This is a genomic window from Acaryochloris sp. 'Moss Beach', from assembly GCF_021497025.1.
GTDB classification, from domain to species: domain Bacteria; phylum Cyanobacteriota; class Cyanobacteriia; order Thermosynechococcales; family Thermosynechococcaceae; genus Acaryochloris; species Acaryochloris marina_A.
This window is the reverse complement of sequence record NZ_CP071717.1, coordinates 1302044-1317961: the sequence shown is the minus strand read 5'-3', so window position 1 is coordinate 1317961 and position 15918 is coordinate 1302044. Positions and strand designations below refer to the sequence as shown.

Sequence of the window (15918 nt, the reverse complement as noted above, 5' to 3'; positions counted from 1 at the left end):
ATTCAATAGTTGAATCGTGTTGGGAACAGAATAGCAAAATGGGACAGCGCCGCCTTCCAATTCAAAATCGGTCTGGTCCATCTCTTCGAGATATTCCTCATCGCCAGAAACATCAATTTGTAAACAGACTCTTCATTCGGGAAGACAGCTTTGGTCTTAATCACCTTTCGCAGTGAGCGATTGAGCGACTCAATGGCATTAGTGGTGTAGATAACCTTTCGGATGGCCATTGGGTACTTAAACAACGGAGCAATATTATCCCAATGCCGTATCCAGATTTGGCTGATGCCAGGATACGTCTGGTCCCATTTGTTGGCAAACGCATCCAAGGCAGCCTCAGATTCCTCCAAAGTGGCCGCTTGATAAATGGGCTTGAGGTCTGCAGCTACGGCTCGACTTTCCTTCCAAGGCACATGGCGCAAACTATTGCGAATGAGATGAACGATACAAACTTGAACTTGAGTATCGGGATAGACCGATTCAATCGCCTGGGGAAAGCCTTTGAGACCATCACAGCAAGCAATCAAGATATCCTGAGCGCCTCGGTTTTTAAGGTCTGTGAGCACTGAAAGCCAGAATTTTGCTCCCTCCCGCTCGGCAGCCCCTATCCATAATCCCAACAGCTCTTTGTTTCCCTCCACAGTTACCGCTAGCGCGACATAGACGGCTCGCTTGCTGACTTGGCCATTGACTTTGATGTTCACATACAGGGCATCGAGATAGACAATCGGATACACCTCATCCAATGGTCTTGAGCGCCAGTCTTTAACCTCCTCCATGACACTATTGGTGACGTCACTAATCAGACCCTCAGAGATATTGGCCCCATACAGCTCCACCAATTGAGCTCGAATATCACGAGTGGTCATGCCACGAGCATATAAGGCGATGATTTTCTCGTCGAGTCCCGCGATACGTCGCTGGCCTTTGGGCACGAGGACAGGCTCAAACTCACTGCAACGGTCGCGAGGAATCGATAGGTCCATCTCTCCTTGTTCAGTCTGGACGGTCTTTTTCGAGTAACCATTGCGACTGTTTCTAGGGCCATGAGAACGCTCATCGACGGAGGATTGATGCAGGTGATGAGTCAATTCACCTGCCAAGGCTCGTTCCACTAGGCGTTTGCTGAGTTGTTTGAGCAGTCCTGATTCGCCCAGAATATCCTCTGGCTGTGGATTCTCTCCAATGAGTTCATCCAATAGCTCATCAACTCGATTGGGTACTTGTTTCTTTCTAGACATGATGCGGTCTCCTGGTGTGTTTGGATTCTAGACCGCTTACACAAAACTCTGATCAGTCTCAGCCTTTGGATTCAGCTCTCATTGAGTCACTTGTTTCTGTGTTCCCTTTCCTTGCCTCGACCTTAAAGTGACTAGCCCATAAACGTTTATTGCCACGATCAATGTGGTTATTACTTTGCCCCGGAATGATTAGCACAGGGGCTACTACTTCTCAGTTTGCTCAGAAAATACCCAGGACTTTCTCAGTAGATGTGTAGTGCTCGTCAAGGATTGGATCATCACAGCCTCACTTCTTCCCCATAGGGTGAAGTTATTGAAGATTAGTTCAATTGAATTGTGGCAAGGAGAGCACCATGAATCAGCCTTTCATCACCGCTTTAAGCATCATTGCTACGTTGGCTGTCTCTGGGCCAGTCCTGGCAGAACAACCGGGTCATGTCCAACAACTTCTTGTGACCCAAAAATGTTCAGGATGTGATTTATCGGGTGCAGATCTGAGCCAAGCTCATTTAATTGGCGCAGATCTCCGAAATGCAAATCTGCAAGGGGCCAAATTAGTAGAAGCAAATCTGGAAGGAGCCGACTTAACGGACGCTAATTTGCAAGGCGCTAATTTAAGCCAAGCCTTTTTGACCAATGCCAGTCTCAATGGCGCTAATCTTGACCAAGTGAATCTATCTGAGGCTCATCTTTATAGTGTTGAGATGCAGGGTATCTCTATCCAAAATGCGAATCTAGCCGGTGTCAAAGGATATAAACCTGCCACTTATGTCGGTGGTACACCTTATGCAGGCCGCAAATAAGGAATGATCAGTGAATGAACACAGCGTAGTCACTTTCGAAGCTATCAGATTTAGTTTGGAGATCAGCCGTTAGAGTTTTGATGAGAAAGTTGGGTCACCTCATCTTGCACCCGGATACTGATATCGACGGCTTGATTCAAAATATCGCTGTAGTTTTGGGCTTGATGCTGGAGTTCTATCGACTGCAAAGTCATCAGATTTTGTTCAATATTGTCCAACAGTGCTTGGCGACGAGAGAGCAGTCCTCGATTCTGCCGCAGGATCTTCTCAGTCATCAGACCTGAAATTAAACTTTCTCGGGCTTTATTAAGAGCTTCCACGATTGTAGATTGGGTTTGCTCGGCACCCCCTAACTGCTCAAACAAATCGACGGCCTGCAAAACTTGATGGTAATGATCTACTTCATCGAGTAATCGCATCAAGCTACGCAGATGCCGGGCTTTGAGCCACATTCTGACCTGGCGGATGATCCAGAGACCAAGTGCGATCGCACCTATCCATACCAAGACTGTCAGATCCGAAGCCGAGCCTCGGGCCAGCCCCAGAGCGAAAGGAGTTGCAAAAATCAGTAAGAGGCCCAGAACTAAAGGTTCCGTTGTGATGACGACTAGTAGACGGCCAGGAGCGTGTAACGGTAGCCGATAGGTCCCCAAAAGAAATCCATCAAGGATATGGTCACTAATCTCCAAACCACTAAGGCGTTCAATTTCAAGGGTAGAGATGCGTAGATCTTCCAATGCTGGAGTCATCATCCCTATCCAGCACTGCCCAGAAGATTCGCCAGAGCATTCCAAACCCCGGTTAGAAAATTGCCTTCCCGGGCCCGAAACCATTCGAACTGCCCAGGAGAACCGAAGAAGGGTCTCAGAATCCATCCCAACTGGCTACCCACCACCCCATACAGCCCCAACCATAATCTCAAGATTGTGAGTCGGAGTTTGTAGTTGGCACTATCTTCATCTGCAGGCCGCATGGCCTGATAGAGAAAGGTCACCCCAAATACCCCCGTCAGGGCAAATACGACCACGTTGAGCAGTTGATAAAAGGCATAGTCTTTGATGGGGGAAATGGTAATCACAAAAAAGAGTGTGACAGGGGCAAAGCCACAGAGCAGAATCGAGATGACGGAGGCGGCACTGAGGACATAGGTAAAGTGCTGTGCCAAAGTCTTCTTGGAGCCAAATAGAGCATTAAAAATGTAGAGGGCAGGCAAACAAACTACTAAGGTAATCAGATACAGGGCAGGTAATTTCACTGCAGAGGACACGGCCTGCATGGGGCTATGAAAAGAGCCTACGATGCCCCCATAAATAGCAAAACAACAAAAGCTACAGAGCAATAAAGCTGAAATCTTGCTTGTAAGCCGTTTGCGATCGTGAATTTCTTGCAGGAAGGATTGACGGTCTTTCAGCAAACTGAGAAAGGTCGCAGAATAGTTCATGATGGATTTAAATAATCTGGATAAAAACCAGGGACTCAGCAGATGATTCTTGGAATCGAGAGGTCATCGCCTAGATGGATCGATTTGATTTAATCCCTAATGTCTTGCGTAATAAAGCGCATCATCAATCGTGGGAGAACCCAAGAGTCCCGTGCTGATTGGCTATCCCCCAGACTCTAAAACCTCTTGCCCCTGAGTCACTGTGGGGTGAGGCATAAATGTTGCCGTTGGTTTAATCCTAGGATGTACGTTACAGCGAATGGATGATTGAGATCATCTATAGAAGATGATCTTGCTCACATATTCGTGGTAGACAGATGGACTAATTACAGACCAATTGTGGCGTTGCAGCGAGTTGATTCACTAACTGTTGCAGGCTGGTAGCTGATAAATCAGGCAGCTCGTATTGCATCTGAACGTTGGTATATTGCCGCTTCATAGACCGGCGATAAGCAGGGTCATAATGTTCTTCTAGCAGAGACTGTACGAACACTGACCACTGTTGTTCATCGATTAGGTCGTACCAGTGTTGAAGCTGGGCTTTGCTGTAACTGCGTTGGAGTAAATTCAGCTTGTCTTTTAATAAAGAAGAATTATGGGTGAAATGCTCGTAATGGGTGACCAACCAGTCCACTCGACTGCTCATGGGGACTTGGACTTCGACACAAGGAGCGGCCTGCATTTGGTCCCAAAGAGCCTTGGGGACAAAGCGTTCACCGATTTTATTGCTTTCCGCCTCGATCCAAACCGGTTGAGCGGTATCGAAGGTTTGTAGAGCCGACAGTAAATCCGATTCAAATTGCTTTTGGGAGGGCTGAGCAGAGGTTTCTGCAGCGCCTAACAGAGAGCCTCGATGGTTGGCCAATCCCTCCAAATCCAAGACCTGTACCTGAGTTTGGGCTAACTGCTGCAAAATCTCAGTTTTGGCAGTGCCTGTTAGCCCACACAATACGCGATACGAAAAGTGATACGGCACCTGTTCGAGCTGTTCCCTTACATAGGTGCGATAGGTCTTATACCCCCCGTTCAAAAGGGTTGTACGCCATCCCACCTGAGTGAGTACCAGGGCCATACTGTGGGATCGCTGCCCTCCACGCCAGCAGTAAATTAACGGATGATACCCCTTGGGTTGCTCCGCAAAGTGGTGACTGAGGTGATAGGAGAGGTTTTGGGATACAAGAGCCGCCCCTTTCTTGCGGGCAACAAACGCCGATACTTGCTTGTATATCGTCCCCACCTCAGCTCGTTCCTGGTCGTTGAGAACTGGCAAATTGATGGAACCGGGGAGGTGATCTTCCGCGTATTCGGCGGGGGGATCTCACATCAATCACTTCGCTATACAGTTGCGGACAAATATCGGCCGTGATGTTGGGGGTGAGAGGCATCCAGGTCTAGCAGTCTCTATGCATCGGCAGGAAAGGTTTTTCTGAATTCATCAATCAGGTCATCCATTTCCTCTAGGGCCTGGTTGACATCAATGCGGAGAGTGCCTAAATCGGGCTGATCAAGCAACTGCACCAATAACCCACGTTTTGATTCCACTAAGGCAATGCGATCGCGCATCGTTTGACTATCCACCAAGGTACCCTCGTTGCCAATTGAATGTGTACAAGACTTAATAATTCTAACAACCGAATCATAACGGCAAAAGTCATTTGTTGGGGGGGAGAATCTGGAATAGGAGGGCACCTATCAATTGCTGATTCCATTTTCACAATCAATAGTCTGTAACGGTTTCAGTCAAGAGCTGAAAAACTGAGCTAAGCTAACTTATGAATACGTTATATTTGGGCATCTACTGTGCTTCAACGTTCAACTCTAATTTCGCTTTTCCTAGCCGTAGGTCTTGGTGCTATTGCCCAACCTGCCTTAGGACAGGCAGTTGCGCCTCGGACGCTTAAAATTGACTCCAAAGAACTAGAGAAAACCGGGCTAATCTTATTCAAAGAAGCCGTTTACCTGAGCCAATTTCAGCAAGTTGAACCTGCCCTAGCCCGCGTGAAGTTGGCGACTCAACTCGCTCCCAAGTCTGCAGATGCTTGGGCCTTGTTGGGAGGGTTATACCTCAGCCAAAAGAAAGTCGACAAAGGGATTTCTGCCCTAGAAAAATCCAGGACCTTGAATGCCAAAAATGCAGGGGTTCATTTCAGTCTAGGTGCCGCCTACTTTGGTCAAGAGAAATATGAGCAAGCGGCCCAACTGTTGTCGTCGGGGCTCAAAATTAAGCCAGACGTTCCAGAAGCTCTATTTGACTTGGGCAATACCTTTTACAAGATGGGCAAATTGAAAGATGCCATCAAGCAGTATGAAAAATCCTTGGATCAAAACGAAAAATTCTGGCCTGCCATCAACAATATTGGCTTAGTTCAATACGAAAAGGGAAATGTCAGTCGGGCGATTAAACAGTGGAAATCGGCCATCGAGATTGATGAAAAATCAGGTGAACCGAAGCTAGCTCTGGCAGTCGCAACCTATGTTGAAGGAGATAAAGAAGAAGGGGTATCCCTAGCCATGTCTGCCCTGAAACTGGATGGACGCTATGGCAAGGTGGCTTTCCTCGAAGAAAATCTCTGGGGCGAAAAATTGATTGCCGATACGAAAGTCGTATTTGCGACCCCTGAAATCCAGGCTGCCTTGAGTGAACTGGACGTGGAAACGGACGATGGAACGTCTGCAAGTACCGCCCCTAAAGACTCGGATACTCCGTAAAGAAATTGTAAGGCTTTCCCTAGGTGGATCGCCTTATAATGGCTGGCATTCCTGCTTTAAGACTTAGATTGTTTCGTGCAGATTCTATAGAAAATCGTGGCAGATTTAGGTATTTTTCGGTCCAAAGACTCCGCCATTGACGGCACTCGATATATCAGTCGAGTAGATGCCTCTTTTCGACTGCGTACTTTAAAACAGCAAGATTTGTCTGAGGTGGCGGCCCTTCTTTGTCGGTGTTTTTATCCCCAGGATGGGTGGCAATCGTGGTTTAATCCCATCATGCAAATGGGTATCTTTCACGATCTCCAATCCCGTTACAGTGTTCGCCTAATGCCGTTTACGAGTTTGATTGGCGCTCAGATTGCCCAGGATGCGTCCGTAGAGTCGGAACTCGTTGGCACCGTTGAGGTAGCCCTCAAATCCTTGTCGCCTTGGTTGCCCTTTGCGCCGTCTGTGCCTTATATCTCCAACCTAGCGGTGGCCTCTCAATGTCGTTGTCAGGGAGTGGGTAAACAGCTCTTGTTTGCCTGTGAAGAGCTGGTTCGCCAGTGGGGACATCCTCGTCTATATCTCCATGTCATGGATGACAATACCCCTGCCCGTCGGCTGTATGCTAAAGCCGGGTATCAACTCGTAGACAGCCCACCTGCTTGGCCGAATATATTTTTTGCGTCTCCTAAACGACTGCTACTGTGTAAGCGTCTCTAGGTCAGGTATGGTTCTTAGATAATACTCAGGGTGCTCTAGCCTAACGAATAGGGAGCAACACACCTGTGAATCATATTCTTTTACACTTTGAGGTAAGCCTTAGGCTTAACCTCAGTCTTTGTGATGAAGGCTAAGGGAGATCTCTGGAGTGTATTTTGCCCTGACTATGTCGCTGCAACCCCATCAACGAACCAAGCTAGACAACGGTGATGATCAGTCTTTCTACGATTATCCGCGCTTTGTCACCCATGTTGATGATGGGTTTATTCAACAACTCACTGATCTGTACCGACAGCATCTCCAACCTGGATTTACCCTCTTAGATTTGATGAGTAGTTGGGTGTCTCATCTGCCAAAGGATATCAAGTTTGAGCAGGTGATTGGTCATGGCCTAAATGCTGAAGAGCTAGCCAAGAATCCTCGCTTTGATGAGTGTTTTGTCCAAAATCTCAACAAAGAGCTGCAGCTTCCTCAAGCAGATCAAACTTTTGATGCGGTGCTGATTGCCGTTTCCGTACAGTATTTGCAATATCCTGAAGCAATTTTTAGCGAAATCCACCGAGTACTTAAGCCTGGTGGCGTAGTCATTGTGAGCTTCTCCAACCGCATGTTTTATCAAAAAGCAATTCAGGTTTGGCGAGATGGGAGTGATGAGCAGCGGGTACAGCTAGTGCAGTCCTATATGGGCTCTGTCACAGGTCTGAGTGAGCCCCAAGTAATCTCCAATCAAACGCCTCAATCAACCTTGTTATCTTGGATGGGCTTAGGGGGCGGAGATCCATTTTTTGCGCTTGTGTCTCAACGATTACCAGCAGACCCAACAGCTGCAAGCGAAGCTTAGATTTTAAGGGTTTGCAGTGGAGAGAGGTTGCAATTACTCAAGTCGGAAATATTATAGAAAATAAATAGGTGAGTGGACCATGGAAAGTACAGAGGTATGTGGCCCCATTATCCGAAGCATAGAGAAGGCTGATATTAGTGCTGTAGCCCATTTGATGACTCGTCTCAGCCAAATGGCAGTGCAATCACACCCAGATATCCATCGTCCCCTACTGTTGGAAAACGCTAGGGACTATTTAGAAGAAAAAATAGGTGTAGAGCAAGAATTCATCTATGTTGCAGTGGTTGATGACCAACGGGTTGGATATATCCATTTTGAGGTTTGCGAACGAGAAGAAACTATCTTTTCGCATGCCAGAAAAATTCTCTACTTGCACCAAATCTATGTAGTGAAGGGATTTTGCAGGAAAGGAGTAGGCTGTCAGCTGATTTCAACCATGAAACGATTTGCTCAAGAGATAGACAACCTGAAATGGATTTGGTTTGACATGTATAGTTCCAATTCATCAGCATTGAAATTCTATCAAGCGCAGGGCTTTGAAGCGATAGGCTCTCGCATGAGTTTAGGGCAGGAAAGTGGATTTAAGTGACCTGTCTTTATCCATGTACGATTACAGATCTAATATTCTCCTGGCAGTAACAGACAAATATGCCAATTTGGGTGACGGCAATTCTGTTCACTCTGGCGTGCCAGTATTATTCAAGCTTTTGGTGGCTGTCATAGCGCTCCCCATAAACTCCATTAGCTTCAGAATCAACTATGCCTCTGCCCCCTCTTGCTGATATATCCACTGTAAGGAGTGGGAAATGGCTGCATCGTCTCCGGTGAACTGTTGGATTAGCGATTGCCATTCTTGGCCAGTTAGCATTGGCCATTCTGCGTGATGTTTGTCGGGTGGATGAGTTGCGATCGCAAACTTCAAGACAGCTCTTTCCTATCTAATCAACAGGGTTATCAGTAGATTTTGATAAGTAGCAAATTCCTTTAAAGCAATCTGAAGCCTTTGTTTCTCTGCATATATAACGTGAATGCCTTCAATAATTTAGACAAAATTAGATATTTATAAGTCTTTTGCTGGCTCTAGATCTCTTTATTATTTCCTCTATTTTTTTATTGGTTAATATAAAAAAGTTTCGTTAAAGTTTTGGGTATTTGATTGGATTAAATTGTAAATTTCTTATTGGAATGAAGTTGTCATTAAATTCTTTTTTGGATAGTATTATGCAAAAAATCTATTTTTGAAATTTTCTATATTTAATTTTTTTAAGGAAAGTATTTCGTAGAAGCTATTGTTATCAATAGATCTCGCACGTCTCTAGCTTAGCTATCTGTGTCAATAGATAAGCCTAAGATGTTGTTCTTAGTGCTGAAATTGATAAGTGTAACCAACTGCTAGTCTAGCTTAGGTGGTTTTTGTGCCTAGCTATCAGGACTTGGCTTTTTATCCATGAATGTCTCAATTTATAACTATTTAGGAATCTTCCCACCTTAGCTTTGATGCTCTGCTGATTATCTCAGTAAGTCATTGAGTAGCGATAATTACATGCTGATTTTAGACCTTGGGAATCTGATGGCATGTGAATTTTGAATACTGGATGTAGATGAAGCTAAGTTCATTTGCATCTGAGGTTTTGCAAAAAAATAAAAACTTATCTTAGGTAGAAAAATGCCTCCTATAAATGATGACCAAAGCCTTGCTGCAAGTATTGCCTCGATAGGAGACACTCAAAGTTATACCTTCACCGCCCAAGCAGGAGACTTGATTAAAGCCTTTGTCGATAATTTGACGGGAGGCCGAGTCCAAATTCAGCTACTAGATTCAGATGGTGTGACTGTTCTAGAAGAGCAAAGCTCACCCTTGAACGCTCGAGATGCTGGTATTGGATTGACCTCGCTACCATTTGCCATTGCAGCAACAGGTCAGTATACGCTTGTGGTGGCTGGCGTAGGAAACACCACCGGTAACTACACCGTAGGCCTGACCAACTTTACAGAGAACGCTCAAACTATAGCGGACAACCAAGTCGTCGCATCATCTCTCGACTTTGCCGGTGATGGCGAAGCCTATAACTTTACCGCTCAGGCAGGCGACCTGATAGAAGCCTTTGTTGATAATTTGACAGGAGGCCGAGTTCGCATCCGGTTGTTAGATGCGAATGGTACGACTGTTTTAGACGAGCAAAGCTCACCACTGAACGCTAGAGACGTTGGTGTTGGAGAATTAACATCACTCCCATTCGCCATTGCATCAACAGGTCAGTACACCCTGTTAGTCGATGGAGTGGGAGATGCCACCGGTAACTACACCGTAGGCCTGACCAACTTTACAGAGAACGCTCAAACTATAGCGGACAACCAAGTCGTCGCATCATCTCTCGACTTTGCCGGTGATGGCGAAGCCTATAACTTTACCGCTCAGGCAGGCGACCTGATAGAAGCCTTTGTCGATAATTTGACAGGAGGCCGAGTTCGCATCCGGTTGTTAGATGCGAATGGTACGACTGTTTTAGACGAGCAAAGCTCACCACTGAACGCTAGAGACGTTGGTGTTGGAGAATTAACATCACTCCCATTCGCCATTGCATCAACAGGTCAGTACACCCTGTTAGTCGATGGAGTGGGAGATGCCACCGGTAACTACACCGTAGGCCTGACCAACTTTACAGAGAACGCTCAAACTATAGCGGACAACCAAGTCGTCGCATCATCTCTCGACTTTGCCGGTGATGGCGAAGCCTATAACTTTACCGCTCAGGCAGGCGACCTGATAGAAGCCTTTGTCGATAATTTGACAGGAGGCCGAGTTCGCATCCGGTTGTTAGATGCCAATGGCGTGACTGTTTTAGACGAGCAAAGCTCACCACTGAACGCTAGAGACGTTGGTGTTGGAGAATTAACATCACTCCCATTTGCCATTGCATCAACAGGTCAGTACACCCTGTTAGTCGATGGGGTGGGAGATGCCACCGGTAACTACACCGTAGGCCTGACCAACTTTACAGAGAACGCTCAAACTATAGCGGACAACCAAGTCGTCGCATCATCTCTCGACTTTGCTGGTGATGGCGAAGCTTATACCTTTACCGCTCAGACAGGCGACCTGATAGAAGCCTTTGTTGATAATTTGACAGGAGGCCGAGTTCGCATCCGGTTGTTAGATGCGAATGGTACGACTGTTTTAGACGAGCAAAGCTCACCACTGAACGCTAGAGACGTTGGTGTTGGAGAATTAACATCACTCCCATTTGCCATTGCATCAACAGGTCAGTACACCCTGTTAGTCGATGGAGTGGGAGATGCCACCGGTAACTACACCGTAGGCCTGACCAACTTTACAGAGAACGCTCAAACTATAGCGGACAACCAAGTCGTCGCATCATCTCTCGACTTTGCCGGTGATGGCGAAGCCTATAACTTTACCGCTCAGGCAGGCGACCTGATAGAAGCCTTTGTCGATAATTTGACAGGAGGCCGAGTTCGCATCCGGTTGTTAGATGCCAATGGCGTGACTGTTTTAGACGAGCAAAGCTCACCACTGAACGCTAGAGACGTTGGTGTTGGAGAATTAACATCACTCCCATTTGCCATTGCATCAACAGGTCAGTACACCCTGTTAGTCGATGGGGTGGGAGATGCCACCGGTAACTACACCGTAGGCCTGACCAACTTTACAGAGAACGCTCAAACTATAGCGGACAACCAAGTCGTCGCATCATCTCTCGACTTTGCTGGTGATGGCGAAGCTTATACCTTTACCGCTCAGACAGGCGACCTGATAGAAGCCTTTGTTGATAATTTGACAGGAGGCCGAGTCCGAATTCGATTGTTGGATGCGAATGGTACGACTGTTTTAGACGAGCAAAGCTCACCACTGAACGCTAGAGACGTTTCAATAGAGAACTTTCAGATTCAGAATGCCGGAACCTACACGCTGCTTGTTGATGGTGTGGGTGATACAACTGGGAACTATATCTTGAATTTTGGTGGGGCCTCTTCGCCTTCTCTGAGTTTAAGTATTAGCCCCAATAGCATTTCAGAAAATGGTGGTATAGCTACCGCAACATTGACTCGGAATTCAACGATTGGTGATTTAACGGTTGATCTAGCTAGCAATGATGTTACTGAAGCATCAGTACCAGCTCAAGTCACTATTCTCGACGGCCAAGATTCAGTCCAATTCGCTATCAATGGAGTGGATGATGTTGTGGTTGATGGGAATCAACTCGTCATGATTAGTGCATCGGCCATCGGATTTTCCAATACCAGTAGCACCTTGATTATTACTGATGATGACATTGCGCCCCCTCCAACTGCTGATATTGATTACGCTATAGCGACGAGTGCCGTAACGCTCACTGAGGGAGATAGTGGTGCCCAACAAATCACCTTAACCGTCACTCGAACAGAGATCACTCAGGTTGCTAACGCTACAGTCACTCAAACAGGAACAGGTGCTATTCAATCTACTAGCAGTGCATTCGCTCAGGTAGCTGCTGCTCAAGCTGCTAGTAGTATCGATTTTACGATTGGCGGCACAGCAACCAATACGGAAGATTTCAACAATATTGGTGGTACCAGTGGTGCTTCAGGCTTAACTGGCACGATTAATTTTGGTGTGGGTGAGACCAGCAAAACGATTACCCTTGATGTTCTAGGTGACACTACTGTTGAGCCTGACGAAACTATTGTTGTGTCACTTGCTAATGCTACTGCTCCTAGTACAGCAACCATCAGTACTGCTACTGCGACCACAACCATCTTGAACGATGATGTTGCTCCCCCTCCACCAGCTGATATTGATTACGCCATCGAGACGAGTGCAGTTACGGTCACAGAAGGAGATAGTGGAGCACAGCAAGTTACTTTCACAGTGACTCGGACAGGTGCGACTCAAGATGCCAGCAGCATTGACTTTACGATTGGTGGCACCGCAACTAACACTGAAGATTTCAACAATATTAGTGGAACTAGTGGTGCTTCTGGTTTAACTGGAACTATCAATTTTGGTGCGGATGAAACCAGCAAAACTATCACCCTAGATGTTCTAGGTGATACGGATATTGAGTCCGATGAAACCATCATTGTGTCTCTTGCGAATGGGACTGCTTCTGGCACCGCAACCATTAGTACTAATACTGCCACCACAACCATCTTGAACGATGACGTTGCACCACCTCCCCCTGCTGATATTGATTACGCTATAGAAACGAGTGCAGCTACTGTCACAGAAGGAGATAGTGGAGCACAGCAAGTTACTTTCACAGTGACTCGGACAGGTGCGACTCAAGATGCCAGCAGCATTGACTTTACGATTGGTGGCACAGCAACTAACACTGAAGATTTCAACAACATTGGTGGAAGCAGTGGTGCTTCTGGTTTAACTGGGACTATCAATTTTGGTGCAGATGAAACTAGTCAAACGATCACCCTAGATGTTTTGGGTGATACGGATATTGAGCCAGATGAGACTGTTATGGTTTCACTTGCCAATGCCACTGCTCCTGGCACCGCAACCATCAGTGCTGACTCTGCCATCACAACTATCTTGAATGATGATACTGCGCCCCCTCCACCAGCTGATATTGATTACGCCATAGCGACAAGTGCAGTTACTGTCACGGAAGGGGATAGTGGCTCTCAACAAGTCACGTTTACTGTCACCCGAACAGGTGCGACTCAAGATGCCAGCAGCATCGACTTTACACTTGGTGGCACCGCAACTAACACTGAAGATTTCAACAATATTAGTGGAACTAGTGGTGCTTCTGGTTTAACTGGGACTATCAATTTTGGTGCAGATGAAACTAGTCAAACGATCACCTTAGATGTTTTGGGTGATACGGATATTGAGTCTGATGAGACTGTTGTTGTGTCCCTTTTAAACGCAACTGCTTCTGGCATCGCAACCATTAGTACTGATACTGCCACCACAACTATCTTGAACGATGACGTTGCACCCCCTCCACCGACTGATATTGATTACGCCATAGCGACAAGTGCAGTCACAGTCACAGAAGGAGATAGTGGGGCACAGCAAGTTACCTTTACAGTGACCCGAACAGGTGCGACTCAAGATGCCAGCAGTATCGACTTTACACTTGGTGGCACAGCAACAAATTCCGAAGATTTCAATAATATTGGTGGAAGCAGTGGTGCTTCTGGATTAACTGGAACGATTAATTTTGGTGCAGATGAAACCAGCAAAACCATCACTCTTGATGTTCTAGGTGATACGGATATTGAGCCCGATGAGACTGTTGTGGTGTCCCTTTCAAACGCCACTGCTCCTGGTACTGCAACCATCAGTACTGACTCTGCTACCACAACCATCTTGAATGACGATGCACCACCTCCCCCGCCTGCTGATATTGATTACGCTATAGCAACGAGTGCAGTCACGGTCACAGAAGGAGATAGTGGAGCACAACAAGTTGCCTTCACAGTGACTCGAACAGGTGCCACGCAAGATGCCAGCAGCATTGATTTCAGTTTTGGTGGCACAGCGATCAATTCCGAAGATTTCAATAATATTGGTGGAAGCAGTGGTGCTTCTGGATTAACTGGAACGATCAATTTTGGAGCTGATGAAACTAGTAAAACGATCACCCTAGATGTTTTGGGCGACACTACTATTGAGCCAGATGAAACTATCATTGTGTCCCTTACCAATGGGACTGCCCTTGGTATCGCAACCATCAGTACTGACTCTGCTACCACAACCATCTTGAATGATGACACTGCACCCCCTCCACCCGCTGATATTGATTACGCCATAGCGACGAGTGCAGTCACGGTCACAGAAGGAGATAGTGGGGCACAACAAGTTACCTTCACAGTGACTCGGATAGGTGCCACTCAAGATGCCAGCAGCATCGACTTTACACTGGGTGGCACAGCAACTAACACTGAAGATTTCAACAATATTGGAGGCACGAGTGGCGCTGTTAGTTTAACTGGAACGATCAATTTCGGTGTAGATGAAACCAGCAAAACTATCACTTTAGATGTCTTAGGTGATACTGCTATTGAGCCAGATGAAACTATCGTTGTATCCCTTGCCAATGGGACTGCCCTTGGCACCGCAACCATCAGCATTGACTCGGCCACCACAACCATCTTGAATGATGACGCTCCGCCGCCCCCACTTACTGATATTGACTATTCCATCGCAACAAGTGCAGTCAGTCTTACTGAAGGAGATAATGGTGCCCAGCAAGTCACCTTCACCGTCACTCGAACTGGCTCTACTCAAAACGCTAGCAGTGTTGACTTTACTTTTGGTGGCACAGCGACCAATTCCGAAGATTTCAACAATATTGGGGGCACGAGTGGCGCTGCTGGTTTAACTGGCACGATCAATTTTGGTGCAGATGAAACTAGCAAAACCATCACCCTTGATGTATTAGGTGATACGCATGTAGAACCTGATGAAACCATTGTGGTGTCCCTTGCGAATGCCACTGCTCCTGGCACCGCAACCATCAGTACTGATTCTGCTACCACAACTATTTTGAATGATGACTTCTTGAATGAAGACAATGATTCGGATGATGACGCAGATGAGAGTAATGAGAATAACTCTGGGGATGGCGAAGAAAATACTAGCTCTGGCAAAGTTCTGCATGGGACTCATGGCTATGACAGGCTTGTCGGTATGGATGGAGATGACACCATAAGAGGGCTTCGAGGTGACGATCTTCTGCTTGGGCGTGGTGGTGATGATCATATTCAGGGCAATGGGGGCGAGGATACTCTCAAGGGAGGATCGGGTGATGATGAGTTGCTAGGAGGCCATAGTCGTGACTATCTCCTTGGTGGCGACGGCCATGATTTATTGCGAGGTGGAAACGGTAAAGATCTGCTGGTTGGTGGAGCTGGGTCAGATACTTTTGTCCTTGAACCTGGGAAAGGGAGAGATGTCATTGCCGATTTTGATGGGGCAGTTGACAAGGTGAGCTTGATGGCCGAACAGCTCTCATTTGACGACCTCAAGATTACATCTGTAGGGCACAGTTCCTTGGTAAGCGTTGCAAGTACGGGCGATCATCTGGCCTTCTTTACAGGTGTCGGTGCAGACTTACTCAATGCAACTGTATTTATGGTGATTGAGAATCCTGGACAAGCTTGAGAGTTAGAAGTGACGAATAATCGTGATTAGCTCAGATTCATGATCTG

The 15918-nt window shown here is 46.7% G+C and carries 12 protein-coding genes; 6 read left to right on the top strand and 6 right to left on the bottom strand.

Going from position 1 to position 15918, the window contains the following annotated elements; translation table 11 throughout:
- Nucleotides 1-2: 2 nt before the first annotated feature.
- A complete protein-coding gene (locus HRE53_RS06070; RefSeq protein ID WP_235106803.1) occupies nucleotides 3-1241 on the bottom strand; it encodes an IS256 family transposase in 1239 nt (412 codons plus the stop codon).
- Between the two features lie 353 nt (nucleotides 1242-1594).
- Between HRE53_RS06070 and HRE53_RS06065 the strand changes: the two genes are divergently transcribed.
- Nucleotides 1595-2044 carry a pentapeptide repeat-containing protein gene (locus tag HRE53_RS06065; RefSeq protein ID WP_235109482.1) on the top strand — a complete coding sequence of 150 codons (450 nt, stop codon included), beginning with the start codon at nucleotides 1595-1597 and terminating at the stop codon, nucleotides 2042-2044.
- Nucleotides 2045-2106: 62 nt separating this feature from the next.
- On the opposite strand, the gene HRE53_RS06060 is transcribed toward HRE53_RS06065, so the two are convergent.
- From HRE53_RS06060 to HRE53_RS06045, 4 genes are all read right to left on the bottom strand, one after another.
- Nucleotides 2107-2796, bottom strand: a complete 690-nt coding sequence (locus HRE53_RS06060) for a hypothetical protein (RefSeq protein ID WP_235109481.1) — start codon at nucleotides 2794-2796, stop codon at nucleotides 2107-2109.
- Nucleotides 2797-2798: 2 nt separating this feature from the next.
- Nucleotides 2799-3485, bottom strand: coding sequence for a hypothetical protein (locus HRE53_RS06055; protein WP_235109480.1), 687 nt, complete (start codon nucleotides 3483-3485; stop codon nucleotides 2799-2801).
- Nucleotides 3486-3807: 322 nt separating this feature from the next.
- Entirely contained in the window at nucleotides 3808-4755 is a 948-nt protein-coding gene (gene mnmH / locus HRE53_RS06050; RefSeq protein WP_235109479.1) for a tRNA 2-selenouridine(34) synthase MnmH, read from the bottom strand.
- Nucleotides 4756-4886: 131 nt separating this feature from the next.
- Nucleotides 4887-5063 (bottom strand): hypothetical protein, encoded by a 177-nt coding sequence (locus HRE53_RS06045; RefSeq protein ID WP_212662648.1) that lies wholly within the window; start codon nucleotides 5061-5063, stop codon nucleotides 4887-4889.
- Nucleotides 5064-5285: 222 nt separating this feature from the next.
- On the opposite strand from HRE53_RS06045, the gene HRE53_RS06040 reads away from it, so the two are divergent.
- The 4 genes from HRE53_RS06040 to HRE53_RS06025 all read left to right on the top strand — a co-directional run bounded on the left by HRE53_RS06040 (nucleotide 5286) and on the right by HRE53_RS06025 (nucleotide 8332).
- Nucleotides 5286-6194: a tetratricopeptide repeat protein gene (locus HRE53_RS06040; protein ID WP_212662647.1), complete on the top strand. Its 909-nt coding sequence runs from the start codon at nucleotides 5286-5288 to the stop codon at nucleotides 6192-6194.
- A 96-nt stretch (nucleotides 6195-6290) separates the two neighbouring features.
- Complete coding sequence (locus HRE53_RS06035) at nucleotides 6291-6902, top strand: N-acetyltransferase (protein WP_235109478.1); 612 nt, start codon at nucleotides 6291-6293, stop codon at nucleotides 6900-6902.
- A 166-nt stretch (nucleotides 6903-7068) separates the two neighbouring features.
- Nucleotides 7069-7743 carry a class I SAM-dependent methyltransferase gene (locus HRE53_RS06030; protein ID WP_235109477.1) on the top strand — a complete coding sequence of 225 codons (675 nt, stop codon included), beginning with the start codon at nucleotides 7069-7071 and terminating at the stop codon, nucleotides 7741-7743.
- 79 nt (nucleotides 7744-7822) lie between these two features.
- Nucleotides 7823-8332: a GNAT family N-acetyltransferase gene (locus HRE53_RS06025; protein WP_235109476.1), complete on the top strand. Its 510-nt coding sequence runs from the start codon at nucleotides 7823-7825 to the stop codon at nucleotides 8330-8332.
- Between the two features lie 168 nt (nucleotides 8333-8500).
- On the opposite strand, the gene HRE53_RS06020 is transcribed toward HRE53_RS06025, so the two are convergent.
- Nucleotides 8501-8665, bottom strand: coding sequence for a hypothetical protein (locus tag HRE53_RS06020; RefSeq protein WP_235109475.1), 165 nt, complete (start codon nucleotides 8663-8665; stop codon nucleotides 8501-8503).
- Nucleotides 8666-9409: 744 nt separating this feature from the next.
- On the opposite strand from HRE53_RS06020, the gene HRE53_RS06015 reads away from it, so the two are divergent.
- On the top strand, nucleotides 9410-15871 hold the full coding sequence (locus HRE53_RS06015; RefSeq protein WP_235109473.1) for a Calx-beta domain-containing protein: 6462 nt from the start codon (nucleotides 9410-9412) through the stop codon (nucleotides 15869-15871).
- Nucleotides 15872-15918: the final 47 nt, after the last annotated feature.

What these genes read in the sequence shown, in the direction of transcription:
- HRE53_RS06070 (WP_235106803.1), bottom strand. Translation starts at nt 1,241, where the DNA reads ATGTCTAGAAAGAAACAAGTACCCAATCGAGTTGATGAGCTATTGGAT.
- HRE53_RS06065 (WP_235109482.1), top strand. Translation starts at nt 1,595, where the DNA reads ATGAATCAGCCTTTCATCACCGCTTTAAGCATCATTGCTACGTTGGCT.
- HRE53_RS06060 (WP_235109481.1), bottom strand. Translation starts at nt 2,796, where the DNA reads ATGATGACTCCAGCATTGGAAGATCTACGCATCTCTACCCTTGAAATT.
- HRE53_RS06055 (WP_235109480.1), bottom strand. Translation starts at nt 3,485, where the DNA reads ATGAACTATTCTGCGACCTTTCTCAGTTTGCTGAAAGACCGTCAATCC.
- HRE53_RS06030 (WP_235109477.1), top strand. Translation starts at nt 7,069, where the DNA reads ATGTCGCTGCAACCCCATCAACGAACCAAGCTAGACAACGGTGATGAT.
- HRE53_RS06025 (WP_235109476.1), top strand. Translation starts at nt 7,823, where the DNA reads ATGGAAAGTACAGAGGTATGTGGCCCCATTATCCGAAGCATAGAGAAG.
- HRE53_RS06015 (WP_235109473.1), top strand. Translation starts at nt 9,410, where the DNA reads ATGCCTCCTATAAATGATGACCAAAGCCTTGCTGCAAGTATTGCCTCG.